The sequence below is a fragment of the Mesoflavibacter zeaxanthinifaciens subsp. sabulilitoris genome (genome assembly GCF_014191595.1).
Taxonomy (GTDB): Bacteria; Bacteroidota; Bacteroidia; order Flavobacteriales; family Flavobacteriaceae; genus Mesoflavibacter; species Mesoflavibacter zeaxanthinifaciens.
In genome coordinates this window covers 310,774-336,711 of sequence record NZ_JACHWV010000003.1, presented here as the reverse complement: position 1 = coordinate 336,711, position 25,938 = coordinate 310,774, and the positions used below count along the sequence as shown (strand labels likewise).

Below are 25,938 nucleotides of genomic sequence, written 5' to 3'. Positions count from 1 at the left end.
TAATAACACTACAAATATAGTTTTTATGTATGCAGGGTAATTGCAGAGATTTACAACTTGGTTATATTTTGAGCTTGAGAAGAATCTTTAACAGTAAACTTAATTAAATCTCCGGTATTAAGATTAAGGTTAGTTACATCACCTTTATAAACGCTTATGCTTTTGGTACTGTTATTTATTAGAACAGAAGCCCAACCATTTGCTGCTACATTTACTATTTTAGCTGTTTCAAATTTATTTCCATTTCCATCATATTCTATATCTTGCCAATATGATTTGTTAATTGCTATATTATTATTCGACTTCATATATTTATGAAACCAAATTAGCACATCCATTAACTGCAGTGCTAATGAATACAATAAATACGGTGTGTTTACATCTCTACGGTATGCTTGAATATGTATATTTTCAGTAATATCAACAACAGAAGTATGAGATGCAGCTCCTGTTGTATGAATTATGTTTTTAACATTATTTGCGATTAATTTTGGGAAATGCGTAACTGAGCACGTTACTTTGAGGTGATTTGTATCTTGACCAGATAAGAAAAGACATGATTCTGTTAAATTTACCTGATTGCCATTAACTTGAACGCATTTATCATGTAACAAACCACAAGCATTCGCTTTTCGAAATAATGTTTCAAGGATTATTCTTAATTGCGTAAAATATAATTGATCATCAAAATGATTATCAAAACCTTTAAGACCTCTAAAAATTGCTATGAAGGTATCTCTTGCAGAATTAGGATATTCATTTAATATTTCAAATAGTAATTGATTCTCGTGTTTTATTTGAAGGTCTGTTTGCATATCAGATTCAGCTTTAATATCATGCAACAACTCTTTTACATCTTCCGGATTCTTCTTGTTATAACATTTTAAATTATTAGCTTCCAAAATGTCATTTTCCTTTTCGGTAAAGGTTGGTTGGCCTGATAAAACAAAAAATGGGAAAACCTTTTTACTTTTTAATTCATGTATTTTCGCTATTGAGGCACCTAAGCCTTTTTTGTTAACTGTTTCAGAGTTTTCATTTTCTAAAAATAAAGCATCTAACAAGATCGCATCATAATGATTAAGATTATCATTTAAATATGCAAAACCTTCTTTAAAATTACTAAACCCATGAAGAATGATTCCAAGAGTTTCTGCTTGAATCATAAAAGTCTCCATTTCAGGATGATCATACTCATCATCAATCCAAAGTATGTTATATGTCTTACTCATTATATTATAGGTATTATAAAAGAAACTGTTGTGGTGTATTCCGCATCTTCTTTGTTAGAGATTATGTTCAAAGCACTTTTTCCTTCATTATGAGCTTTAAGTATTTCATAGACTTCATAACCTCCTAATCCTCTATTACGAGTTTTTCCAGCTGCAAAATTTTTACGCACATAATCTTCTAATGTAAAGTCTTTTGGAAAAGGTGATCCGGTATTTGAGACTTTAACTTCAACATAAGATTTTTTACCATCTATATCATAATTAAAGTAAGAAGCTTCCTCCTCATTGTTTGTAAATGGTAAAATCTCAATATTAATTTTATTTGACTTCTCTTTATCTGTAAATGCATGGTTTTTAGCATTATCCAATAAATTAATCAATAAAATTCTTAGCTTTTGAGAATTTCCTTTAATTAAAACTTGATTATCCATTAAATCTTTAATATCCTCATGTATATCTAGTTTAAGACTTATGTTACTCTTCAAACTTTTCTTCTCGTCTTTAACAAATTCTGATAAAAATTTGAGGAAGTGAAGTTCAGTTAGTTCAAAATTTGATACACTTACTAAGGAAGTATTTTTATCGGCCAGTTCCTGTATATATTTAACATTTTTAGTTATAGAATCGAAAGCATCAACTAATGTAAATTGTCTTTTTTGACTAATTAAATGACTTTTCCAATCTGGATCCAAATTAGATAAGGCATTTTGTATAATTTCTATAGAAGACCCTATACTTAGTAAAGGTTTACCTAGTATATGACTTAAAGATGTAGAACTTTCGGTTGCCTCTTTATGAACACCACTTAGTATATTTTCTTTTTCGGATTCAATCTTTTTAAGTCTTTTAGAAAGCTCTATGATTCCGCTAACTTTTGCCTTTTGCTCTTGCATAGAAGGCAATTGGAATTTGATATTTTCTAAATCTTTTATTCTTAGCATTGGTCGCACAGAACCAACTCTATAGCTATTTAGTTGTTCTTTTACATAATCTGCAGAAAACTCATTTATTAAAAAAGTTGGATCAACAACACTTTCATCTAGTTTTAATGCCAATATAGCACTAGGTATGACTATTGGGTCTCCTGTGTAACTGAAATACGTAGGTTTTAGTGTGTTCCATCTTATTGCGATTAACAAGCAAGATTCATCAATAATCCTAAATGTTTCTCTCTTTATAAGTGTGTTTTCTAATTCATTAGTAGTTAATACGCTATCAAAAACATCATCCTTTAGATTTCTTATTTGGACTTGTTTCATGTGTTCATTGATAGGTGCTCTTAATCCTCTAATAATAGAAGAAAACTCGGAAAACCTTGTTCCTTCAATATCTTTCAAAAAATATCTTCCAACAGATAAATCAAAATCATTTTTATAAATATCATCAGTTGTTACATATTTAAGAAATTCGTTTTCTATATCTTCATGAATAAGTTCAACAAGCTCTTTATCTTTTAATAGTTTATTTGGACCATTTTTAACAAAGAAACTAGACGCATCTATAAATTTCACATATCCTGGTCTTGAGGAAATTGTTTTAAATATTATTATGCAAACTGGAATACTTGTATTTGAAAGTAAACCAGAAGGTAGTGTAATTATAGTATCAATAAGATCATTATCTATTAACCATTTTTTTAGTTTAGTTAAACGACCAACACTAAAAAGAAAGGAAAGCGAAAATACAGTAATAAGTTTTCCGTTATTATTTAAAGAATGAATTCCTTTATCGATTAGAAAACTTTCGACATCTTTATAATTATCATTAATTACATCTGAATAAAAAGGTCTTTTAAGACGCATCTTGAATGGTGGTGTGGCAACAATAAGGTCGAATTTTTGAGAATTATCCCAATTTTTGATAGAATCACTTAACTCGTAACTAAAACCATATCCTTTATTATGAGCCCTAAGTCTTAACTGTCCGATTGCCCAAGTGAATGTGTTTATTTCTTGTCCATGATATTCTCGAGTATTAAGGCAAACACCAAAAGAGGCTAGACCAGCAAAAGGATTATAAACATTTGCATTCCTATGAATATCAGCTAACTCAATGATTAATTTACTTATTTCTTTGGGCTGTATAAACTCTCCTGAACGCTTACCTTGAAAGTCAACTAGTTTTTTAAGTATATATTCAAATATCTCTGGGAAATTCTGATCCAAATCTCTTCGATTTATTAAAGAGAAATGATAAAACAACGCATTAAGTGTTTCAAAAAAGAGATTATCTATTATTGGACGATAAACTGCATCAAGTTTAGAATAGTATGAATCATGAGCAATTTCATTTCTAAAATCAGAAAGAATATTGTAAGGTTCAGTATCATTTAGGTTTTTAATTAAACCATCTTTATATGCAGAAATGAGATATAGAATAACTAATAAATTTTCATCTATCACAGAACTGCGTAAAATATCTACACAACTCCATATCTGATTACTGATATGTTCAACAACTTCTATATTCCTATTATTATCTTCTCTCATAAACTTCTTTAAATTCAATTATGCAAATAAACAATCTAATTATGCGAAGTAATTGCACATTACTATTCATAAAATTGTTGCATTGCTTTTGAATGCTCTTTCATCTGTTTTTTTAATGATTCTGGCTCTAGCACCTCTACATCCTTACCGTATGATAATAGTTGCTGGACTAACTCTTTATTTATTATGGTTTCAAACCAGACCTGATCCTGTTTATCATCTTCAAAAAATTCTTCATAATCTGGTTGAAATGGTTTTGTTTTAAAATAATTTTCCCTTCCATTATAGAAACGAAGAACTACTCTTACTATATTTTCGTTTATTCTCGTTACACCAACCATAGTTCTGAAAAACAATTCCCAATCTTTGTCTGAATCTAAATAATTGACATCTTCAAGTGTTTCGAAACTGATAAGCCTTTCATCTAGTGGAATACTCCATGCTTTAATATCTTTAGTTTTATTATATCCAAAAACAAACCACCGTCTATTATATTGTTTTAAAATATGTGGATGAAATTCAAAAACTGATGATTCTTTATCTTTAAAGCCTTTATAAACTACCTGTAAAACTTGTTTTTTCTTTATAGCTAGATACAATGGTTTAAGATGGTTTATACCTTTGTATTCTTCGTTATGATCGTAAAACAAGATTTTTTTAGCATCGTTTTCTTGTTCTTCTTCATCTTGGAACTTAATTAAGGCTTCTGCCAGTTTGTTATACTTAGGATGGCTTTCAAATCTTGATAATAGCTGCTGTGCGGCTTCAAGTAAGTATTGCTCGTATTTTTGTAAAGGTCGTTTTGCGATGGTAAAATCATCATCAGAATAAGTGTATGTTCTTTTACCGTCAGGAAGCGGTGCACCAAATCCGTCTTTCTTATCTCTGAAAACTTTAATGTCTTCACGTAAAGTTCTTTCTGAAATACTTTCCCCTGGATATAGCTCTTCAATACCTTCATTGACTGCCTTTAATAATTCTTCAAAACCATAAGACTTATAACGGAAGCAATGGTCTAAAATATTATATCTCAAATGTGCATGTGTGCTATTTGCCATATTCTATTTCCTTTATTTCTTTTTGGATTGCTTTAATAATATTTTCAGGTATTTCTAACTCAGTAGCAAGGGTTGACCATCGAGGAATTAATGTTTGGACTTCATCTATAATGCCTCTAGGGTTTTTAATAGCAAACTCCTCGGCAATGGTTAAAATGTCTTTTATTGTAATATTTGTACGTTTACCATTTATGGATAAAGCTCTAGACGTTGATTTGAAAGTAAACAATGGATTGAGCGCATAGGTTATATCGTATGCAGGCCCTAAATTCCAACTGTTGTCTTCTTTGCTATAAATAAAACTATGATTTTTTAAATGGTCGTCTACATTCTTGAAGATGAGATTAAACACCATACGTTTGAATAGTTGCTGTATATCTTTATGCGGCACTTCTAGACTTATAGCAACTTTAAAAACATTTTCATAAGATGAGTTTTCTGGTTGATTTTTAAAGTCCCAACCTGTTAAACCGGTTACTGTAAGCACGTGCTGTTTTTCTCCGTTTTGTCTATCATATCTAAGTGTAGCAAAATGCTTGTTTTCAATAAGTTTAGATGGCATCATATTTATGCCAGCATCTTGAGCTAACAAATAATAAGCATATTCTACTTTTTCTTTATTATAACCATCGCTATCATCTATATGAAGCTTTACTAAAAAGTGATTGTAGTCTTCGCTAATCTCTCTATCTCCAGCGATAATAGCGCCAGTTTCTTTATGTTCTGAAATCAGGATTTTAGGTCTAGCACCGCCAGCAGAAGTCCCAATTTTGAATACATTGAGTAATGATAATTCGCTGAGGTCTTCACCTGTAGTATCTTCTTTTAGTTTGAGTACTTTTTCTAAAATGGTAATTACCTCATCGATATTTACTGAAGATGACTTAGGTAATTGCCTTACTGGTTTATATTCTAGCGCACCCATACCACGATCTGCGACATATGCGAGTTGCTCTAGAGGTGTTACCTTTTGAATTCCTCTAGCAGTTAACCATTCCTGAAAAATAATGTTACCAAAGGTGTCAGGAAGGGAGTCGGCAATCATAGGCGGTAAGCCCTGAAAAGTATCTTTTTGGTATTCTGTGAATACCTGTACTTGTTTTATGCTTTTGAAAATAAATGGGAATAGTTTTGAATACTTTCCCGAATCTAAGAATTCAGGATTGTATTGAAAAAAGGATTTTCCTTTATCTACATCGTAGCCTAGTTTTCCTATTTCTAGCCCAAAAGCCATTACATCTATTATCTTGTCTCTAGCCATTTATTAATACAGTGAGATGTCGTTTTGGTTAGTTATGGTGCTATCTAATTCTTTAGAAATAGATTGTAATAACCCGAAATGATTTGCTACTTTTAATACATTATCGAGTGTCGCATTTTTTCCGTTTTCGATATTTTGAATAGTCGTGCTAGAGACTTCTAGAGCTTCAGCTAAATCTTCACGGGACAGATCGTTTGATTTACGAAGCGCCTTACAAGCCTCGCCAATCTTAACTTTTATATCTTTTATTGTTACAATGTCTAACATTTTACTACCATTATATTGGTTAAATATAGTGTTTTTATATTGAAATAACCAATTTATTGGTAAATTTTAATAAGAGATAGTTTTGTTTGTTGTTTTAAGAAGTTTTATGAATGCTCTAATTTTTAACAGAGATTTATCGGTGTTGTGTCGGTGTTGTATGTTGTTTCTGGTATCTATTTAAGAATAATTATATGTAAATATTCAGCCACGTTTATCTCTACAATTTGCTGGAAAACTTATCAAATTGAACATTTCGCGCATCCGTGACCTAATACGCTCGCCGTACTTCTCTTGAAGTTCTTCTGCATTAAGATTTGTTGTTATATGCGTCAAAACTTGTTTTTGACGAAATACTTCATAACGTGATATGAGAATTTCGCCCATTACATTGCAATCTTTACCGTAATGCCTTCCAATGTGCTCAACGCCTAAATCATCAAAGCAGTATGCTTTATTATCGGTATAATCTTCAATCATTTTGAACCCTATACCATTAAAACCAAAAACGATATTGCGACACGGAATAAAATTGTAAGCTTTTTTATGAGGAACAAGATGAGGTAATAGACGCATTAGTGTCGTTTTGCCACAGCCTACTGGACCAGATAAGAGTATGCCTTTTTTAGTGTCAATATTTAGTTTCTTACAATACTCGTGATCCTGAATGAAGTAGCTTGCAAGCTTAAGTAATAACTCGTGGTCCTCTTTGTATATTTTGAAATTCTTGCCAAAGCACAATTTTCCTTTTGCATCTAGATAGTTAAGTATCTTGGGGAAATCGTAATTGATAGCTTTGCCATTAAAACTACCTAATTCAAACTGTGTGGCGCCTTCAATAAGTATGTGTGGTGCCTTTGGATTAAATATTGTTTCTGATTGCTTCATAGCGGTTGATTATAATCTTTGTTTCTAATTGTGTGTAGGTTGTCTCTGATTTGGGACTGCTGTTTGTTATTTGTTTTCGCATCTCGACTGCGCTCGATATGACCTGCTCGAACTGATATTTCCATATGCTTGAGCATCCAATTTTTAGCGGAAGCGTGCCAATTTTCCATTTTTATTTTACCACCTATTTTCCAGCCATTGGCTTGGTAATGGTTGTAGAATTTTTGTGCTTCTAATTGAGGCCAGTTTTCTTTTTTGAAAAAATCTAAAACTTCTAATTCATTTTTTGGAAGCTCCAGTTTATAACTGTTTTTTATTTGTTTATACTGTTTATTAGAAGGTACCAGTGCTTGTCCTTGATTTGGCACACCTAAGTCTAGAGCTTGTTCAGAGGTTGTCTCGAATTTGAGCATCTTGATTACAGAACCTTTAAACGGATTGTGCGATGGCAAATAAATGAGATATTTGTAGTGGTGCAATTGTTTGGTGCATCTATGATAGGTTGATTTTGAACCTATTTTAGACAATTGCATTACATCTTCTCGGTTTACGTGGAAGCTTTCGCGAAAGCGATTATGGTTCCATATTTGAAAGAATGCTAAATATAGACTAATGTGTGTAGGGTTGAGTCTGGAATCTTTTTGGAACAAAGCAAATATCGCGTTGAGGTGTTTGATGTAATTAACGTCTGCCATTGTTTCATTTTAAGAAGCAACTTTGTTTTCTTGAAGAATACGAAGTATTTCTTCGTACTCGTATAGAATAATACCACCAATTTTTGTGTAGGGTAGTGTGCCGTTGATTCTTAAGTTTTGTAAGGTTCCGGGACTGATTTGGAGCATTTCCATCACCTCTGCGGACTTTAGGTATTTTTTGATAGTTGTTGGAGTTTTTTCTTGTAGAAGTTTTTTGAGTTCTCTAAGAAGTTCTAGTTTAAAATCGTAAAGATCGTCTGTGGTAAGAATTGATGTAGGCATTTGTAAAACAATTAAAGGTTAATAATAAGGTCCCGTATCAAGTACGGGATAACTTAAAGTACTATCATATCGAGCTTAGCTCTTAATGATAGCACTTACGTTAATTTGACTTTCGTTTTACAAAACTGGTAAGATTTATAATTTTTTATTCGGTATATGTTCGGTAGTACCGAGATAATTTAACATTTATCACGTTGTAAAAAATGAGCATTTATTTTGAGTTCACTTAGCATTGTCAAGGTCTATGCGTTTTTCTAGACTGCGTTTTAAATGGTCTAAAAATTTTGTGGTGTCTTTCTCGCGATTCTTAATTTCTGCATAGGTTTTATAGAAATTGTTTAGGTTTAAATCAAATAGTGTCGCGCAGACTTCGGCCATTTTGCTTAATTCAGCTTGTCCGTTTCTAATGGCTCCTGCGCTATGTAGTGCATAAATAATTTCTACTAAATCAGTTTTAGAAGCTGTCCAGGACAAGCCATTTAAAATGGCTGGACTGACTTCTTCAATAATTATGTTGTCTTTCTTTTTGTTGAGGTATTCTAATTCAAGATCGTAATAGTTTGAGAGTAGATCATAACCAATTACTTGCGCAGCAAGATTGTCGTGACTGGTAGAAAATTCTGGATCTGTAAAATAATGAGAGGTATCAACAGGAAAGTCAATATTGTCTTTACCGCGAACAAAATATATATGGTCTAGTGTGTTATTACATTGCCTGGTATATTGGAAGAATTCAAGATTTCGCATTTTATGTTTTTCTAGTTTGTCTATTGCAGAATGAACATATTTGATTTGTTTAGTAATACTCGCGTTAGGTTTTTCAGCAATAAATCGTCTAACTTTTGAAAAGAATTTTATTCGTCCATTGATAAACGGTTTATCATATTTGAAAAAAGATATTTCTTCTTCTTGAGTGAAGATGTTGTTTTTGGTCCTTAATTGTTTTCTTAATTTATTTAATGTCTGTACTGAAAGGTTGAGACCATCGTTAAGAACAGATAGATTTCTTAGATTAGATTCTTCTATCTTAATGATTTCTTTTTTGTAACGTTCAATGATTTGGGAAATGTGTTGCATAGGTTGGATTTAAAATTTATCCATTAAGCTATACAACACGTTTAAAATTTCAAAATAGGAGTGAGGGAAGTAGGTTCTTGTAAAAACTTAACTGCTTGCTTTTGAGTTTTTTGCAACTGTGCTGTCTTTTGATTTATTGAGTAAAACGTTTTTTAAGGCGTTCATATCTGCACTTACTTTATTTTCAAGTACACGAGCATAAATTTGAGTTGTTGCGATTTTTGAATGACCTAAAAGTTTGGAAACCGTTTCAATAGGAACGCCGTTAGAAAGCGTTACAGTCGTTGCAAATGTATGTCGTGCCATATGAAAGGTTAGATTCTTATTAATACCTACAAAATTGGCTACTTCTTTAAGAAACATATTGAGTTTTTCGTTTGTGAGTACTGGAAGCAATGAATTATTAACTGCTGTTACCGGATGATCTTTGTATTTATTTACGATATCTAAAGCTTGCCCTAATAGAGGTACTTTGACTGTTGTGTTGGTTTTCTGTCTTTTGGTCATTATCCAATTACCTCCGTCTATACCTAAGACTAAATGATTGGGTGTTAAGTTCATTATATCTACATAGCTAATACCAGTGTAGCAGCTAAAAACGAATAGGTCGCGAACGCGATCTAATCGTTCAGAAATGAAAGCCTTGTTTTCGAGTTTTTTTAATTCTTGCTCTGATAGAAATTCTCTGTTTGTTTTATCGTAAGTCATTTTCCATCTAACAAAAGGATCTTTATCTATCCACTCTAAGTGATAAGCCAGGGTAACAACTTTTCTGAGTCTTTGTATGTGCTTCATTCTTGTATTATTGCTTAATGCTTTTGGGTGGCCAGTTGGCCAAACTTCAGACAGAAACAATTCAAAATGACTTAAGAATTCAAAATTGAGTTGGTTGAGGTAAATGTCTGTCGTGTTTCTTTTTTGCTCCAGAAACTTAAATACGTAGTTTTCTGTAATGCCAAAGTTTCTTATGGAGCCAGAAGCAAGTGTGTTTGCGATTTTTTTACTGTGATACTCAAAAATATTTTTAAGTGATTTTCCTTTGTTGTCGGCTTCGCCTGTGTATTGTGCTTTAATAAGTTGAGCCGTAATGAGCTCTCCTTTAAATTTAAGGTCCTGGTAAATCTGGAAGAGTTGTGTGTAAATCTGATCTAAATACTGATTAGCGCTTTGAGTTTGGTGCGAATTACCTTTGAGTTTTTTCTTTTTTGGATCCCAAAGATTTTGAGGTACCCGTCTTTTTAAACTAATATTTGCTCTTTTTTTATCTACAGTTATTCTAGCGTAGATTAATACTTCGCCATTGATAGCGTTCTTTTGGTCTGCCCAAAAGAGAATTGAAAATGTGTGTGTTGACCGCATAGTTGTCGTCTTTAGATTAAACAAATCGTCTTGACGAAAGTCAAATCAACTATAGCAATACATTCAGCGCTTTTTGTGAAAGCGTCAGTTGAACTGACACTTTGAAAATTAACTGACGGATAACTGACATATTAAAGCAATTCATATCATTTTAAATGTTGCTCTAAAAACCAGAAAACCACGTAATTCATAAGAATTACGTGGTTTTGATAAGAGTTTAAGCTCTTTAAAGTGACCTCGACAGGATTATTCAATCCTTTGGCAATGCCTATAAAATCTAAGTTTTAAATTTTGTTGCGTAGTTAGTGCGTATCTTTTTTAATAATTTCCTTCAGTTTTGTTATCATCTCGCTGTCCATATCATCTACTTTTAATATAGATTTTAAAGAAGCAATATCTTCTTCTAGATGATTAATACGATGACTAATAACCTTTGTTTCCAGATCTATTAATTTTTTAATCGCATCATCAACACTATGGTTTTGTATTTGGTAAGTTGAAGTAGCTTCTTGTAAAGCATTTAAATCTTCAGCACTTTCATTATACAATAACCAGTTAAGATCAAGCTCTGGTATAACTTCTTTAATCTTATCTAGTATTTTAATACCTATAGGACGTTTTCCATTTAAATATCCAGACATATTTGGCGCTGTAGTATCGCAAAGCTCTGCAAATTCTTTGGTGCTATAACCCTTTGATTTTACTAACTGGTTAAGCCTTTCAGCTATTTGGTTTTCATTTTTCATAAAAAAAAGTTTCAAAAAAGAACATAAGTTTCAAAAAAGAAACTTATATTTGCTTTAAATTAATAGCAAACTAATAGTTTATTAATAGTAAAACTACGAAACAAAAAACCATAAATCAATAGCATATTTCTATGATTAGCAAAACTGAAAGAAGAAAATTAAAGCGTGTTTTAAAAAACCGTTACGCTACGGACGTTTTAAAGGTTTTAACTGAAAATCAGCAGTTTAATAAAAATGGAGAACCTTTTTCTAGAGCTTATATTTCTCACGTTTTTAATGGCTTAAATGAATGTGAAGCTATCGAAAATGCAATACTAAAGGTTTATGAGCAACGAAAAATAAAAGTTTCAAAAAAGAAACTTAGAAAAGCAGAGATTTTAAAAAAATAAAACCCAAAGCGGTCACTTTGGGTAATATAAATTAACCTTTAAAAGATTAACTAATGAAAGACAAATCTACAACTTTAAATCGAATACACCAACTACCTGCAGGTGTTATGCCTGGTGATAAAAGCACAGAGCTTTTTGGGTGTATACAAACACGTAAAGTGTACATCTTACACAATGGTACCAATAAACCATTTAACGACTTGCCACAAAATATTAAAAAGCAAATCGTAGATCAATACTTAAAAGACGATGTAGCTCAAAAAGATTTAGCGCACTTAAAAACTAAAGAAGCGTTAGAGCAATTTGCATTTTGTATTTACGGTGCAGCAGATAGCACACCAGACTTTTCTGAGACTGGAGAGTTTATAAGTGACGATAATTTTATGTGCAGTAATAATTGTCATTGCTTAAAATGGAAAACCAAAAACATTACTGTAGATGGTAATATTCTAACCATGCGCCAAATCCAAATCGTGCAATTATTAGCAACCGACTTACCAGACAAGATTATTGCACACGAACTTAATATTACCGAAAGCACCTTAAACACACACAAAGCTAAACTCTTCGAAAAATTTAACGTGCAATCTAAAAACGGACTAATTAGAAAAGCTATTAACCAAAAAATTATACAGTAATGACTGAAAATCAACTAGAAAAATTAGGCTTTGATTTTATAAAATCTTACTCACATGGTGATTATTGGACCAGACGCTTTAAAAAAGGAGTTTTAGAAGTTGAATTTACTTATCACTCTAAAACAGATAAACTAGAAACTTTAGATGTAACAATTGATGAAGTAAACTGTTTACCAATTGATTTTAAAGAGATAAAATTATTAGATAAAGTTTTAAATAAAACTCTAATCAAAACCATTGAAGCAAAAGACTTAAAAGAAAATCAAACTTTTTCATTTACCAATAGAAAAAATGCTAAAAAATATACTGCTTATAAAATAGCAGTTGCTGAAGGTGAAGCATGGGAATCTGCAATAAAAAACCAAACAGTAGACGAAGGTCAGATTTTAGTTATTGGAAAATGTGGCACTTCAAGTCAAGGTCAATTTTTACTAGATCCAGACACAAAACTTTTCATAACTAAAAACAACTAACATCATGACATTAACATATAAAGGCAGCGAAGCATTGCAATTAATAAATCAAACTTATAAAGAAGATGCTTTAGAAAAATTACACACTGCAAGCTTCAAAATAATAGCTATTGCAGATCAACACCAACTATGCATACATAATGCTTTTGAAAGCATAATAAAAACCAATCCAACCAAACACGATGCAATATTGCTTTTAGCAGCATTACACCGTATGGAAAACAGCAAAGAATTAGAATCGCTATACAAAATCAAATATTATGAGCATCAGCAAAAGCAAATCGGTAATCAATTATTTTTCCTTGAGAGAAATGAATCCATTACAGGCAAACAAGAGCTTAGAGGCATCTACCAACAGCAACAACAACATATCCAACAAAAAATTAACCAATTACTTAACGCCTTCTCAATTGCTGAACCAGCAATCATCAACAGCAGACTTAACCGTAGGTAATTATTTTGAAAAACTAAAAAACAAAAAGTAAGATGCAAGATTTATACAGATTAAAAGAAGACGCTGTTCCATTCTTTAAAGAATCAATAGCAACACAAATACATACTTTATCAGTTTGGGAAGGTTTAAAAGTTGACCCAAAAGCTTTAGAAGTTGTGTCTCATCCCTATTTAACATTTGGTCATAATAATCACGAAGCAAACTCCAGTTCTCTATCTGGATGGTCACGAGAAAATGGATCTCATTTTCATTTTACCATATTTTTTCCTTCAACAAAATATAAAGAGCATGATGAGTTTACAAATGGTAAAATGACAAGAGAATTAATGAATGAAATACAAAACTGTATTTCAAATTTTCAAACACAACTTTCACCTGTAAAATAACACTAACCCAATGCAACAACAAACACAAATAGCAAAGTTACTAGCCGAAAATGGCATAGTATACACCGCATCAGATATAGAAACTATTACAGACTTATCACAACAATTTACAAGACAAGGTTATCCTACCAACGCATTAGGTGTAGCGCAATTTATTTGCCAAGACAAACAGCAAGAACGCGCTAAAGAAGTAGGATTATCAACTTATTTAGACACGCTAAAGTATGTAAAACTTAAACCAATAACAGCGCCAAAATTACCACAACGCAATCAACCATGCATTTGCGGATCTGGTAAGAAGTATAAAAAATGCTGTTTAACCAAAAAAGCTAATCTATAAATGGCATACACACAACAATCAATAGACGATGTACGTAATGCCGATATAGTTAAAATTATTGGGCATTTTGAAGAACTTAAAAAAGCAGGATCACTCTGGAAATGTTGCAGTCCATTTTCAGATGATAAAACACCTTCTTTTATGGTTAAGCCTAGCACTAACCGCTGGACGTGTTACAGCACACAATCTGGTGGCGATGGTATTGCTTTTGTTATGAAAAAACAAGGTGCTTCTTTTTTAGAAGCTGTAAAAACCATTGCTGGTATTTGTGGTATACATCTTCAAGAAGAGCAAGTAACAGAAGAAGTACAACGTAAACGTAACCACAAGCAAAAGCAATACGATTTATTAAAAGCAAGTGCTAAAGCTTACACCAAACAACTAGAACAATTACCTGCAGATCATTGGGCAAAACAATTTATTGCAGACAGAGATATTAATGAAGAAACACGCATTAATTTTGGTATAGGTTACGCACCAGACCAATGGAAGTTTTTAACCAACACCATCATAGACAAAGGTTTATTTGCAGTTGGTAAAGAAACTGGATTAGTAACGGTTAAGGACCAGAAACAATTCGATTTCTTTAAAAACCGCGTCATGTTTCCTATACATAATCACAACGGTAACGTTGTTGGTTTTGGCGGACGTGCAAATGATGCCGATTTAAAAGATGCAGATGGTAATACCATTGGTGCCAAGTACATAAACAGTCGCGAAACCAATGTCTACACAAAATCTAAAGTATTATACGGTTTATACCAAGCTAAACACGCCATAGTAAAATCTAAAACAGCTGTTTTAGTAGAAGGTTACACAGACGTAACAGGATTACACCAAAACAACTGCGAAATAGCAGTAGCAACAGGCGGTACAGCACTAACTTTAGATCAAGCAAAATTACTAGCACGTTATGCAGATCATGTTATTATTATACGTGATAACGATGGTTACGACGATAAAGGCAATGTAAAAGCAGGACTAAAAGCAGCGCTTAACGATGTAAACACATTACTGCTTCAAGGTCTAAAAATATCGGTTGTAGTGCTTCCAGAAGGCGAAGATCCAGACAGCTACAGTCGTAAAGTAGAAGACATCTACCAATACATACAAGACAATAAGCAAGACGCAGTACTTTGGAAAACACATTTTTTAAATAACGCTGCAGCAAATAATCCAGACGCTTTAAGTGAAGCGGTTAGCGATGTAGCCGAAATGCTTTACAACATAAAAGACGATGTAAAACGCAACAGCTACGTAGATTACTGTAAAAAAATACTAAAGCAACCAGTTAAAATTTTAAAAGATAAAATTGAAAGCTTTAACATACAAGCATTAGAAAAAGCTGAAAAAACAGAACGTTTTGAAGCTACTACTGCAGAAGATTTAGGATTGCCACCAGGAGCAGATTACGAAGAATTTAAAAAGCATAGGTTTTGCACAGTTAAAAACGCTTGTTGGTTTCAAGGACGAAGCCAGACTTTCTTTAAAGGTACAAACTATAAGATAGAGCCTTTATTTCATGTCTATGGTAAAAATGACAACAAGCGTCTGTGCGAAGCTATAAACGAGCAAGGCGAAAAACGAATTATTGATTTTGATAGTGCCGATTTTGTTAGCCGATCAAAATTTGAAGAGCGTTTAATTAACGAAGGTTTTTTTGTAAACCTTGAAAATTTTGGTGCAGCACATTTCACCTTAATGAAAAACCGAGTGCTAAGCGATTTTGTATTAGCGTTCGAGCTTAAAACATTAGGTTGGCAACGCGAAGGTTTCTTTGCTTTTAGTGACTGTGTATATCATAACAACACGATTAAAAATGTAGATCAATATGGTATTGTACAGCTTGACAATTTAAAGAAAACCAATAGCGAGTATATGGACGATGTAAAACATTATTACAGTCCAGCGTTTTCAGAAATTTACAAGCATACCAGAGACGATGATGATCCTTACGAAAACGACCGTTATTTTGTTTACAAAGAAAGTCCGGTAACCTTAAAAGCTTGGATGCAACAGCTTAAAAAAGTGTATCCAGAAAAAGCAGAGCTTGGCATTGCTTTTATTTTATCCTCTTGTTTTAGAGATATTTATATAAAAAGGTATCAGTTTTTTCCACATTTATTTTTAACAGGCGAAAAAGGATCTGGTAAATCTAAGTTTGGAGAAAGTTTGGTAGCGCTATTTACTTACAAGCAAGAGCCTTTTGACCTTAACTCTGGAACACCAGTTGCATTTTACAGACGTTTAAGTAGAATTATGAACGCGCCAACAATGTTAGAAGAGTTTCATGATAACATAGAGCTTAAAATATTTCAATCTTTAAAAGGTGCATATGATGGTCGTGGTAGAGAAATGGGTAAAGCCACAGGAGACAACCGTACTACAACTACCAAAGTAAACAGCAGCTTAATAATTACCAGTCAGTATGTAAGTAGTCGTGACGATAACAGTTTAACCTCAAGAAGTTTACTGTCTAATTTTATAAAACCACAAGAAGCTTTTACTAACACGCAATTAGAAAATTACAACCTGCTAAAATCTTGGGAAGAAGAAGGATTAAGCAGTATGATTTTAGATGTGGTAAAACACAGACCACTTATAGAAAAAGAGATACATAAAACTTATGCTAGCATTAATAAGCAACTTAAAAAAGAATTAGAAGGCGTAGAGTATCAAGAGCGTATGTTGCAAAATTACGTCGCGTTATTAACGCCACTAAAAATATTGTGGGACCAGTTTACATTTCCATTTACATATGAGTCTGTTTACAATCAATTTAAAGAAGCAATCATAGACAGTAGCGACTTGATTATAGAAAGTGAAGGATTGCAAGAGTTCTGGCGCACTTTAGAATATTTACGCGACCGTAAACCATTCTCGCTAATAACTGAAGGTGAGCATTATAAAGTCGATAAGTTTGACACTGTATCCTTACAAACTCGTAAAGGCGAAAAACCACACGAATGGAAAAACACCAACCGCGACCAACTACTGTTTTTACGATTAAATGCAGTACACCAACTGTATCATAAAGAAGTAAGTACCAGAGAAGGCGCAGAAGTGATTGGCGAAAACACATTACGCAACTACTTTAAATCTAAAAAGTATTATGTAGGCAGTGTAAAATCTCACCGCTTTGACGATACCAGTACAAGTGCTTATGTGTTTAACTACACAATGATGAAGGAAAATGGCATCTTAAACTTAGACCGTTTTACAAAAGGCACAAATGATCCTAACGACGATCCATTTGCACCAGATCCAATACCACAACAACCAGAAGGCGAATTGCCATTACAATAATTATGATTTTAACAAGACTAGGAAATAAAAGGAAACTTAGAGAAGCTTTACACAAGCATTTTCCTTATCATAAAATGCGTATAGAATTGTTTTTTGGTGCAGGAGGTAGTTTTTTCTATTTGCCAACTCCAAAACACTCTATACTTAATGATGCTGATGATGATGTTACAAATTTATATTTAACTCTATTACATCAAAAAGAGGCGTTAATAAAATCTATAGAGACACTACCAATAAGCGAAACATTACTAAAGTATTGGGTAGAAAATAAAGAAACGGATCCAGTTTTAAAAGCGACTAGGTTTTTACTGTTATCTAACTTCACATATTTAGGAAAAGCTAATACATTAAGATTAGGTAAGGATCACACAAAACGAAACTTGCTAAATAGAATTGAGCCAACATTTGAAAAGCTTAAAAACTCTAAAATAGTTACTTCAGATTTTAGAGAAGTATTAGATAAAATATCTTTTGATAAAGATGTAACACCTAAATCTGAGTGCTTTATATATTTAGATCCTATATATATAGGTACAGAACACAATTACAATGTTAAAAAATGGACTGAAAAAGATACAGAAGACTGTTTTAAAATAATGGCATCTTCTGGAATAAAAGCTGCAATGTCTGAATTTGACAATCCTTTTATTATGGACCTAGTAGATAAATATAAAATGAATGTAATCTTTTTAAAAGAGAGACAAAATATTAAAAATAAAAGAAATGAAATATTGATCACTAACTATAAAATAGGGCAAACATCATTTTTTAATCAATAATCCAAAACCAGCTCACCATGGGAGAAAAAGTAGACATAACAGTAACCTTAAAACTACGTCCAGCAACGTATTATGATTTGGTAGATAATGCTAATAAATACCGATTTGGCACCATGTACTTTTTAAGAAGTGGTGTAACAGGACAGTTTGATCCTCAACCGTATTACATAACTCAAGACACAGACAAAATTGAGTTAAACAGATACTTTAAAAACAATCAATTATTTGTTGCTATGCGTCACTTTGACGATACCGAAGTTACCATAACACCAATAGAGCAACAACAACATGCGTAAATATTAATTAAAATTCAATAACAATGTCAAAAACAGACAACGCTCAAAATGAGCAAAAACAGCAAAAAGTGTCAAAAACAGCAGAAACCGCAAAAACCACTACAAAGCGTTACCAGGTAACAGCAGGAAAAGACACGTTTGATTTTTCAAAAAAAGCAGAAGCTATTAAAAAAGTAGATGCTTTAAAAGCAGAAAAAGTAAACATCATCAAGTTAATAGACACAAAAGGAGCAGAAAAGCCATACGTGTACACACGCAGAATAAACTCCAAAAGTTACATTGTGAAGTCTGAGGATTAATAGCTTTTTCCAACAGACAAAAAAACTATCACGTTCTTACAACATAAGCCTTTATAAGCCTTGAAGTTAGATAGAGTTACAAGGCTTTTTTAACCAACCAATATTAAAAAACATAATGAATATCGAAGCAGAACAATACATAAGAGAAAACAGGTTAAAAGAATCAATGCTTGACATGTCTAAAAAGCTTAACGTCTCTTATAATAAAGTAAGAGATTACATGATAGCAAACGGACTAACATTAACTAAACATCAAATTAATAAAGTTAAAACAATAAAAAGAAGTAAACCAAAACGTTGGGATTGGGATGCGCTTCCGTAACGTTGAAGTATATGAATAGTAAAATAATACGGTAAAAATGAGAAAAAAAGCAAAAAAACTAGAATTTGTAAGCCGAATAAAAGCAGATGGAAGCGGAACAGAACCAGTGCCAAAAGGGTTACTTGAAAATGACCTATTCTTAAATGAAAAACTAAAAATTACTTGCTTATCTATAAGTAATGGCACGTACATAGCAATCGGGTTTAATAGCTTTGTGGTAAAACTAAAGTAGTATTATTTTATTATTTAACGGATATGTATAACCGTCCGTTGCAATTTAAGAAATTATGAATATTAATAAGCACAACATTAGACACTTGCGAGGATTTTCCGAAAGGAAAATCAGATGCAATGGCGGTTATACGGTGTTGTGCAACGTTTTTTATTAAAAATTATGACAGCACAAGACTTATTAAAAAAAACCAAAGCCGAACTGATAGAACTCTATCAAGAAAAAGACAGAAAGTATAGTGAATTACTTGAACAGCAAGCACACATTAAGCGTAGTTATGAAAATGAACTTGATAGAGTTTGTAAGCAAAAAAGCACTATGACTAAATTTTATGAAATGCAGCATATAGAAAATCTATCTGATATGAAAGCCTTAAAAGATATGCTATTGCCTTTCTCTGAAGAAAATATGACTCATAGGGAAAAATCGTATTTATCCAGAAAGTTTCAAAACATCATAAACATCAAGATTAAAAACAAACTTGATTATTTACACAGAAGCATAGATTTTTCTGATGATGACGATTTGCCTTTCTAAATGTTGCACAACGGTCAGGGTATATGCTTCGTGGAGGCGTAGCCTACACAGGAGAAGCATTGGCTACGCATCTATGGAGTATATATTTTGTTAGATGTAGTCGACTTAGCGTAAGTCTTTGAATAGCAAATACACATATTGATTGCCGATGTGTAGACATACCCTGACCGTTAGAGGCAATCGAGCAAAAAAGGAGAAATATTTAAAAATTACATCAATGTTATTAATTAGAAAAAAAACAAGATTAAAGTTAGGATATAAGCTAACTGCAATAATAGAAATATTATATGCTGATAGATTTGAACTTATTGTTAAAAATAAAGATGGCAGTGGTTCTAATACTAAATATTGCAGTGATGATATTGATATTAATTATAAATAATTTTTAACTGTTTCTTTTTGCGTCCGCAAGGCGATTGCCTCTAACGAATTTGTATAAGATTAGGTGCGAAATTCGGCAGAATTTCCACCGTGTAAAAAGACAATAAACATTGAATTAAACAAATAATAACCAAATACTGACAAGCACTTAATTTTATACGGTGTTGGCAGTAGTTAAATTTAGAGAAAATGACAAAAATTAAAAGTGAATTTCAAAATAAAGTCTATTCTTTTTTTGAAAACAGATATATAGGTAAAATAATAGAATTAAAACCCGCAAGCTTAAATAGACACTATATAAAATTTAAACCTATGAACTCTGTTTGGTTTCAAGAATTTTCAGATAGTATAGATGTTGATTCTGTAGATTTTGAAAATAATAGTATTAGCGGTTTTATAAGTAATTCAAGTAAATTAATATGCCATTAGCTTAATTACTGCCAACACCAAGCTAAACGAAGTTTTGCCTAAAGCAAAATTTTGTTTAAGCGACTGTTAAAAGTGGTTTTGCCTTAAAGCAAAATCGCGTTACATTCTACCCACACAACTTCATACCGTAACGTCTAGCGACTGTTACGGTTTTTTGTTGGTAATCTTCAACAATACGTTGCATATGTTCTATTTGCGCATTGGTGTAGGTTGCTTCTTTAAACATTTGCTTTATTACTCCATTACCACAAATAATACACCAGTACAGCGCATCTTCTACAACACCTTTGTCAATCACTCCAAAAGGATTATCAAACAGCACACGTTTGTAATCTTCAAACGCAGCTCTAAAGTTTGTCTTACACACATCGTGCAGTCTGGTAATGTTCATATAATAAAACGTTTGGTTTTCAAACTTTCAAATTCATAAATACTAATACAAAAATAAAATTTGCGCGATCCTCACACTCCTAAAATGTAAAAAATTAGCAAATTTTTTTAAAACCGAAAAAAGGGAGATAAAAAAGTTCCACAGTTCCACAAGTCCTACATTACTTTTTTTACTATATATAATTATTTAATTATCAAATAGTTATAATAATATTTATTAATTCAATCGTGTGGAAAATGTGTGGAACTTGTGGAACTATTTTTTTAAATTCCACACCGTTGGAACATAATTCCATCAATTCCACGTTATAATTTATCCTAACTGTTTGATAATCAGCGTGTGGAACTGTGGGACTATTTTCTGCAGTTTTTTGTTATCAAAAAAGCTATTAACCTTTATTTTATGAAAATATTTATTAATTTAGATAAAACAAATGCTATATGAGTAACCAAACTACAACTAACCCAGACAATTTAATCGAAGTAAATGTACCAGTAACCGCTTATGTCAAAAGATATTTGATAAAACGTTATGGTTTAGTGCATAAAATTTCTAAACGAAGTCTAGTAGGATTTATGATGTTAGATCTGCTTGACAAAACATTTGAGAAACGGACCAAAGACCATAGTAAGACAGAAAATTACACCTTTTTAATTGGAGAATATTACTTTAAAAAATACGGATTTTCTTTATCTACAGATCACATCAATTTTCTATCTGGTTGTTTTGACAGATTATTTAACGAGGATTTCTTAAATTTTGTAGATACCGAGCTGTTAAAAGGAAGGCTAAATGCCTACCAGAGCGTTAGTCTATTTTTAGAAATATATAAAATACCAGAATCTGAACTAAAACACGATAGCATGTATAAAAAATACCAACGTTATTGTGAAGATAAGATTAAAGAAAAAAAGAAAAATAAAAACAAAATAATAGTAAACTAATAGTTTAAAATTCCGCTAATAGCTTTTGTTTATTAGCGGAAAAATAGGACACTTTAAAACTTTTTTATATGACATTTGATTGCAAAGAGCAACTAGCAGGAGTAGCAACATTAGATTTTTATCTACTTACAGAATGCGATAATTTTCCAGAAGTATTAACAGATGTTAATGCTAACGATGTTACTTATGATCCAGAAATAAACAATGTAGAAGCAACCATACAACCAGATAGTATAACTACCAATTTTAACAACAGAGTTAGTGCTAATGGCGAGTTATGGCAACCAAACCTAAGTGCTAAGTTTATAACCATAAGCGAAGCGTTAGAGCAATTATTAGATCAGTATGCTAATAAACCAGGTATTGCTATTTTATGTTTAAACAACGGATTTAAAAAAATGGTTGGCAGTAATTTAGAGCCATTATATCTTAACTACACCACCAATGAAGGAGCCACTATAGACGATAGTAATGCGTCTACAACCATTACTATTACAGGAAAAATGCGCCAAAGACCAGTGTATATAACTGCTTAGTTTTTTTGTGTCCTATTTTAAGATTTAAATAGTTTATAGAATTGTAGTGTGCTAAAACGCATATTACAATGAGTATTAATAATTTACATTCTTTATTATCTGGTAAGTGGTTTATAGAAGGCGCTTACGCTAAATCTTTATTACCATCTTTAAGCCTTGTTTTGCAAGGAGAAATAAAAGAGCAGAAAAAAGAAGATATTACGACTTTTATATCAGCATCAACAGGTAAAACTATTGATGCTTCAGTTATTTTTAGTGAAGATAACACAGAAGATTATGTGTCTATCATTTCATTAAAATCTCCTATATATAAATATGATCAAGCTTGTGGACCAAGAGGCACAAAATCGGTTATGCAAAAACTTAACCGTTTAAGTAATGAATCTGGTTGCAAAGGAGTTGTATTAGATATTGATTCTGGTGGCGGACAAGTTTCTGGTACGCCAGAACTTCATGATGCTATTTTAAATTTTGATAAACCAATTGTAGCATATACAGATGGTTATATGTGTAGTGCTGCTTATTATATTGGAGCAGCAACAAACCACATTGTAGCAAATAAGCGCGCAGATCATATTGGTAGTATTGGTACTATGATAAGTTTTGTAGACTTAACAGGTTATTATGAAAAGCAAGGCGCTAAAGTAATAACAGAATACGCAACCAAGTCTACTGAGAAAAACCGAAACTTTGAAAATTTACTTGCAGGTAAACCAGAAGATTATATTAAAAATGAATTAGATCCTATTAATGAGACTTTTCATGAAGATATAAAAACTGCAAGACCAGATATATCTGAAGAAGTATTTGCAGGTGCAACATGGAATGGTCCAGATGCATTAGACAAAAAACTTATAGACCAATTAGGCACATTAGAAGATGCTATTAATAAGGTTATAGAATTATCCAACAACAACAAATCCAAAACTCAAAATAACATGTCAACACAACGTGAACGCATCCAAGCTGTGTTAGGTTTAGAAGAGCCATTAGCAACAACAGATAATGGAAGCTATTTAAACGAAGCGCAACTAGACAGTATAGAAGAGCAATTAACTGCAAATGCAGATACTATTGCCACTTTAACAGCGCAATTAGAAGAATCTACAACAGGATCTTCAGAAGATTTACAAGTCGCACAAACAACTATTGCAGGAATTGAAACATCTGTAAACAGTATGTTAGAAGAAGCAGGCTTAGATGTACAAGGTACATTAGACGAAAAAGTAGACAGCTTATCTGCAAAAGTAACCGAAATGGCTAACGCAGATGGTGCAGCACCTACTAAGGTTAAGACAAAAGAAAAATCTGCAGCAGAAGTTTCTGCTTTTCAGATAGATGCCAATGCATCACATAATCAAATCGCAAACAATTTACATAACTAGAACTTATGGCAACAATGAGCATTGAAGATGTACAAAAAGAATTGAACGAGTACATCTCTAACAACAAAGAGATTGTGTCTGCAGGTGTTTATTCTGACGAGATACAATTAAACAAATACTGTAAAACCATTACAGCAGTAAAAGGTAAGTTTCCTGCTTTCCATAAAATTATGGGTCACGTGGTACAAGGCTTTAAAGCTGAGTGGCAAGAATTAGGAGAAGCAGAATTTAAGCATAAAATGCTTAAAAACTATAGACAAAAGGTAAACTTTCCTATTGTACCAGACGAAGTATTAAATACTTGGTTAGCTGAGTTGTATGTGGAAGGTAAGACTGCTGAAGAGCATCCTATCTCTAAACACATCATGGAAGATTTAATGGCTAAAGTAACAGATGATTTAGATGATTTATCACAATCTGCTAGTTACGATGCTGGAAACTTCTCTGGAGCTTATGGTGGATCAATTGATGGAATTGAAGCACAACGTGATGCTGCAATTGCAGATACAGACCATCCTGCGTTTAAAATTCCTTTAAATGCAATTACACCAGCAAATATTTTAGACGAATTTAAATCGTTTGAAAAGCAGTTACCTAAAAAAATGCGTAAAAAAGTAAAGCGTGTTTTTGTTAGTGATAACATAGCAATGGAATTTGCAGATCAGTACGAACAACAGTATGGTACAAAACCAACATATACTGCTAACGATACTATGAAAACACCTCTAGCTAAATTAGAAATTGTTGGATTACATGGAGTATCTGATGATTTTATGGTGGCTACTGTAGATGGAAACTTAGGACGTTTAATAGATGTGTTTGATAAGCCACAAGTGACAGACATCCAAAAACAAGATTATAAGTTAAAAATCTTTATGGATTGGCACTTAGGTTACGACTTCTTAATTAACGAGCTTACTTATGTAGCTGTGTTTGATGGAAGCGATAGAGGATTAGGTAATGCAGATAAAAATGCATTATACTATGATAGTGAGAATTTAGTAGTAACACCTTAATTTTTTAAGCATGGCTAAAGACAATAAAAACTCAGCATCAACTAAAGGTGCTGAGTTAAATGAAGAGCAAAAAGCAGCACAATTAGCTGCAGAAGCAAAAGTTAAGGAAGAAGCAGAAGCGAAAGCTAAAGCAGAAGCAAAAGCTAAAGCAGAAGCAGAAGCAAAAGCTAAAGCAGAAGCTGAAGCGAAAGCTAAAGCAGAAGCAAAAGCTAAAGCAGAAGCAGAAGCAAAAGCTAAAGCAGAAGCTGAAGCAAAAGCTAAGGAAGAAGCTACCGAAAATATTGCAGTTTTTGAATACGGAGACAAGCAATATAAGTTTAGTGATCGTTGTCCAAAAAAATTACAAATTGATGGGCAAGTGTACACGCAAGATGAAATTCTAAACGACGAGGACTTGATAGAATTTTTGGTTGTAGGTAATAGTCCTTTTGTAACATTACATTTTTAAGACATGGCAGTAGCATTAGAAAACATCGGACAAGAAGTTTGCGAGCCAGTATCTGGTATTGCAACTAAAGTATATTATGCCTTACACAGCGATTTTGATACTATTGTAGATCCTAAAGACATTTGCGGAGATAACCCTGCAGCAACCTTTGAAGAGTTGGTAAATATACCTGCTCCTGGTCATACTTTAGCAACAGGTAAGCAAATGTGGGCAATAGATATTATTGAAGAAACTGGAGCTGTAACTTCTACAATGATTGGCGAGAAAAAGCGTAGACTTTTTGAAAACCAAGTAGAAATTGTAATAGCAGGATCTCAGGATAAATTATTAGGTTTCCTTAGATGGATAAAAAACCAAAGCTTACTATTTTTTGTAGAAGAGTTTGGATCTGGTAATTTACGCCAATTAGGTAGTAAACGTCTTGCTGCATACGTAGATGGTATAGAACACGCTATTGAAGCAGCATTAGATGGTAACAATAGCGTTACTATTACTTTAAAAGACAAACAGAAATGGCCAGCTGCTATTTATGAAGGTGATGTAGTACTTACACCGCAAGCATAATTTAAGGTTAGGTTTATTGATTAATAGCAAAAAGCACTCTAT

33 protein-coding genes are annotated in these 25,938 nt (G+C 32.4%); 21 read left to right on the top strand and 12 right to left on the bottom strand.

The annotated features are described in order from the left end of the window. Nucleotides 1-50: 50 nt before the first annotated feature. From FHS04_RS06350 to FHS04_RS06300, 11 genes are all read right to left on the bottom strand, one after another. A complete protein-coding gene (locus tag FHS04_RS06350) occupies nt 51-1,232 on the bottom strand; it encodes a hypothetical protein (RefSeq protein ID WP_106679066.1) in 1,182 nt (393 codons plus the stop codon). Continuing rightward, nucleotides 1,232-3,721 (bottom strand): N-6 DNA methylase, encoded by a 2,490-nt coding sequence (locus FHS04_RS06345; protein WP_106679068.1) that lies wholly within the window; start codon nt 3,719-3,721, stop codon nt 1,232-1,234. The genes FHS04_RS06350 and FHS04_RS06345 overlap by 1 nt, the downstream gene beginning before the upstream one ends. A 62-nt stretch (nt 3,722-3,783) precedes the next feature. Beyond that, the gene (locus tag FHS04_RS06340) at nt 3,784-4,779 is read right to left on the bottom strand and encodes a helix-turn-helix transcriptional regulator (protein ID WP_106679070.1); all 996 of its coding nucleotides are present in this window, start codon (nt 4,777-4,779) and stop codon (nt 3,784-3,786) included. Then, on the bottom strand, nt 4,769-6,040 hold the full coding sequence (locus tag FHS04_RS06335; RefSeq protein WP_106679072.1) for a type II toxin-antitoxin system HipA family toxin: 1,272 nt from the start codon (nt 6,038-6,040) through the stop codon (nt 4,769-4,771). The genes FHS04_RS06340 and FHS04_RS06335 overlap by 11 nt, the downstream gene beginning before the upstream one ends. A gap of 3 nt (nt 6,041-6,043) precedes the next feature. After that, complete coding sequence (locus tag FHS04_RS06330) at nt 6,044-6,307, bottom strand: helix-turn-helix transcriptional regulator (RefSeq protein WP_106679073.1); 264 nt, start codon at nt 6,305-6,307, stop codon at nt 6,044-6,046. Between the two features lie 201 nt (nt 6,308-6,508). After that, complete coding sequence (locus FHS04_RS06325; RefSeq protein WP_106679075.1) at nt 6,509-7,192, bottom strand: P-loop NTPase family protein; 684 nt, start codon at nt 7,190-7,192, stop codon at nt 6,509-6,511. Beyond that, a complete protein-coding gene (locus FHS04_RS06320; RefSeq protein ID WP_106679076.1) occupies nt 7,189-7,887 on the bottom strand; it encodes a hypothetical protein in 699 nt (232 codons plus the stop codon). The genes FHS04_RS06325 and FHS04_RS06320 overlap by 4 nt, the downstream gene beginning before the upstream one ends. Before the next feature lie 9 nt (nt 7,888-7,896). Next, the gene (locus tag FHS04_RS06315) at nt 7,897-8,169 is read right to left on the bottom strand and encodes a helix-turn-helix domain-containing protein (RefSeq protein ID WP_106679077.1); all 273 of its coding nucleotides are present in this window, start codon (nt 8,167-8,169) and stop codon (nt 7,897-7,899) included. A gap of 222 nt (nt 8,170-8,391) precedes the next feature. Next, nucleotides 8,392-9,246, bottom strand: coding sequence for an RteC domain-containing protein (locus tag FHS04_RS06310; protein ID WP_221184960.1), 855 nt, complete (start codon nt 9,244-9,246; stop codon nt 8,392-8,394). A gap of 87 nt (nt 9,247-9,333) precedes the next feature. Then, entirely contained in the window at nt 9,334-10,605 is a 1,272-nt protein-coding gene (locus tag FHS04_RS06305) for a site-specific integrase (RefSeq protein WP_106679078.1), read from the bottom strand. A 302-nt stretch (nt 10,606-10,907) separates the two neighbouring features. Beyond that, on the bottom strand, nt 10,908-11,366 hold the full coding sequence (locus tag FHS04_RS06300) for a helix-turn-helix domain-containing protein (RefSeq protein ID WP_181256118.1): 459 nt from the start codon (nt 11,364-11,366) through the stop codon (nt 10,908-10,910). Between the two features lie 116 nt (nt 11,367-11,482). Between FHS04_RS06300 and FHS04_RS06295 the strand changes: the two genes are divergently transcribed. The 15 genes from FHS04_RS06295 (at nt 11,483) to FHS04_RS06225 (ending at nt 20,612) form a co-directional block, all read left to right on the top strand. After that, on the top strand, nt 11,483-11,740 hold the full coding sequence (locus tag FHS04_RS06295) for a hypothetical protein (RefSeq protein ID WP_106679080.1): 258 nt from the start codon (nt 11,483-11,485) through the stop codon (nt 11,738-11,740). A gap of 53 nt (nt 11,741-11,793) precedes the next feature. Then, on the top strand, nt 11,794-12,378 hold the full coding sequence (locus FHS04_RS06290) for a response regulator transcription factor (RefSeq protein WP_106679082.1): 585 nt from the start codon (nt 11,794-11,796) through the stop codon (nt 12,376-12,378). After that, complete coding sequence (locus FHS04_RS06285) at nt 12,378-12,851, top strand: hypothetical protein (protein WP_106679084.1); 474 nt, start codon at nt 12,378-12,380, stop codon at nt 12,849-12,851. Before FHS04_RS06290 ends, FHS04_RS06285 begins: the two co-directional genes overlap by 1 nt. 4 nt (nt 12,852-12,855) lie before the next feature. After that, a complete protein-coding gene (locus FHS04_RS06280; protein ID WP_106679087.1) occupies nt 12,856-13,305 on the top strand; it encodes a hypothetical protein in 450 nt (149 codons plus the stop codon). A gap of 32 nt (nt 13,306-13,337) precedes the next feature. Next, entirely contained in the window at nt 13,338-13,691 is a 354-nt protein-coding gene (locus FHS04_RS06275) for a hypothetical protein (protein ID WP_106679089.1), read from the top strand. A gap of 10 nt (nt 13,692-13,701) precedes the next feature. Then, nucleotides 13,702-14,031 (top strand): SEC-C metal-binding domain-containing protein, encoded by a 330-nt coding sequence (locus FHS04_RS06270; protein ID WP_106679091.1) that lies wholly within the window; start codon nt 13,702-13,704, stop codon nt 14,029-14,031. Next, nucleotides 14,032-17,337, top strand: coding sequence for a DNA primase (gene dnaG / locus FHS04_RS06265; protein ID WP_106679093.1), 3,306 nt, complete (start codon nt 14,032-14,034; stop codon nt 17,335-17,337). It begins immediately after the preceding gene. A 2-nt stretch (nt 17,338-17,339) separates the two neighbouring features. After that, complete coding sequence (locus tag FHS04_RS06260; RefSeq protein ID WP_106679095.1) at nt 17,340-18,116, top strand: DNA adenine methylase; 777 nt, start codon at nt 17,340-17,342, stop codon at nt 18,114-18,116. 17 nt (nt 18,117-18,133) lie between these two features. Continuing rightward, the gene (locus FHS04_RS06255) at nt 18,134-18,412 is read left to right on the top strand and encodes a hypothetical protein (RefSeq protein ID WP_106679097.1); all 279 of its coding nucleotides are present in this window, start codon (nt 18,134-18,136) and stop codon (nt 18,410-18,412) included. Nucleotides 18,413-18,435: 23 nt separating this feature from the next. After that, nucleotides 18,436-18,711 (top strand): hypothetical protein, encoded by a 276-nt coding sequence (locus tag FHS04_RS06250; RefSeq protein ID WP_106679099.1) that lies wholly within the window; start codon nt 18,436-18,438, stop codon nt 18,709-18,711. A gap of 115 nt (nt 18,712-18,826) precedes the next feature. Beyond that, the gene (locus tag FHS04_RS06245; RefSeq protein ID WP_106679101.1) at nt 18,827-19,033 is read left to right on the top strand and encodes a hypothetical protein; all 207 of its coding nucleotides are present in this window, start codon (nt 18,827-18,829) and stop codon (nt 19,031-19,033) included. Nucleotides 19,034-19,070: 37 nt separating this feature from the next. Then, a complete protein-coding gene (locus FHS04_RS06240) occupies nt 19,071-19,265 on the top strand; it encodes a hypothetical protein (RefSeq protein WP_106679103.1) in 195 nt (64 codons plus the stop codon). A 114-nt stretch (nt 19,266-19,379) separates the two neighbouring features. Beyond that, nucleotides 19,380-19,802, top strand: a complete 423-nt coding sequence (locus FHS04_RS06235; RefSeq protein ID WP_106679105.1) for a hypothetical protein — start codon at nt 19,380-19,382, stop codon at nt 19,800-19,802. A gap of 148 nt (nt 19,803-19,950) precedes the next feature. Next, nucleotides 19,951-20,184, top strand: coding sequence for a hypothetical protein (locus FHS04_RS06230; protein ID WP_106679107.1), 234 nt, complete (start codon nt 19,951-19,953; stop codon nt 20,182-20,184). A 188-nt stretch (nt 20,185-20,372) separates the two neighbouring features. Then, on the top strand, nt 20,373-20,612 hold the full coding sequence (locus tag FHS04_RS06225; RefSeq protein ID WP_106679109.1) for a hypothetical protein: 240 nt from the start codon (nt 20,373-20,375) through the stop codon (nt 20,610-20,612). Nucleotides 20,613-20,718: 106 nt separating this feature from the next. On the opposite strand, the gene FHS04_RS06220 is transcribed toward FHS04_RS06225, so the two are convergent. Further along, entirely contained in the window at nt 20,719-21,003 is a 285-nt protein-coding gene (locus FHS04_RS06220) for a hypothetical protein (protein WP_106679111.1), read from the bottom strand. 440 nt (nt 21,004-21,443) lie between these two features. Here FHS04_RS06220 and FHS04_RS06215 point away from each other — a divergent pair, with 440 nt between their 5' ends. The 6 genes from FHS04_RS06215 (at nt 21,444) to FHS04_RS06190 (ending at nt 25,896) form a co-directional block, all read left to right on the top strand. Further along, nucleotides 21,444-21,947, top strand: a complete 504-nt coding sequence (locus FHS04_RS06215) for a hypothetical protein (RefSeq protein ID WP_106679113.1) — start codon at nt 21,444-21,446, stop codon at nt 21,945-21,947. Nucleotides 21,948-22,015: 68 nt separating this feature from the next. After that, nucleotides 22,016-22,483, top strand: coding sequence for a hypothetical protein (locus tag FHS04_RS06210; protein ID WP_106679115.1), 468 nt, complete (start codon nt 22,016-22,018; stop codon nt 22,481-22,483). A 68-nt stretch (nt 22,484-22,551) separates the two neighbouring features. After that, the gene (locus FHS04_RS06205; protein ID WP_106679116.1) at nt 22,552-23,868 is read left to right on the top strand and encodes a S49 family peptidase; all 1,317 of its coding nucleotides are present in this window, start codon (nt 22,552-22,554) and stop codon (nt 23,866-23,868) included. Nucleotides 23,869-23,873: 5 nt separating this feature from the next. Next, nucleotides 23,874-24,884, top strand: coding sequence for a hypothetical protein (locus tag FHS04_RS06200; RefSeq protein WP_106679118.1), 1,011 nt, complete (start codon nt 23,874-23,876; stop codon nt 24,882-24,884). Nucleotides 24,885-24,894: 10 nt separating this feature from the next. Further along, nucleotides 24,895-25,332, top strand: coding sequence for a hypothetical protein (locus FHS04_RS06195; protein WP_181256119.1), 438 nt, complete (start codon nt 24,895-24,897; stop codon nt 25,330-25,332). Between the two features lie 3 nt (nt 25,333-25,335). Beyond that, on the top strand, nt 25,336-25,896 hold the full coding sequence (locus FHS04_RS06190; RefSeq protein ID WP_106679121.1) for a hypothetical protein: 561 nt from the start codon (nt 25,336-25,338) through the stop codon (nt 25,894-25,896). Nucleotides 25,897-25,938: the final 42 nt, after the last annotated feature.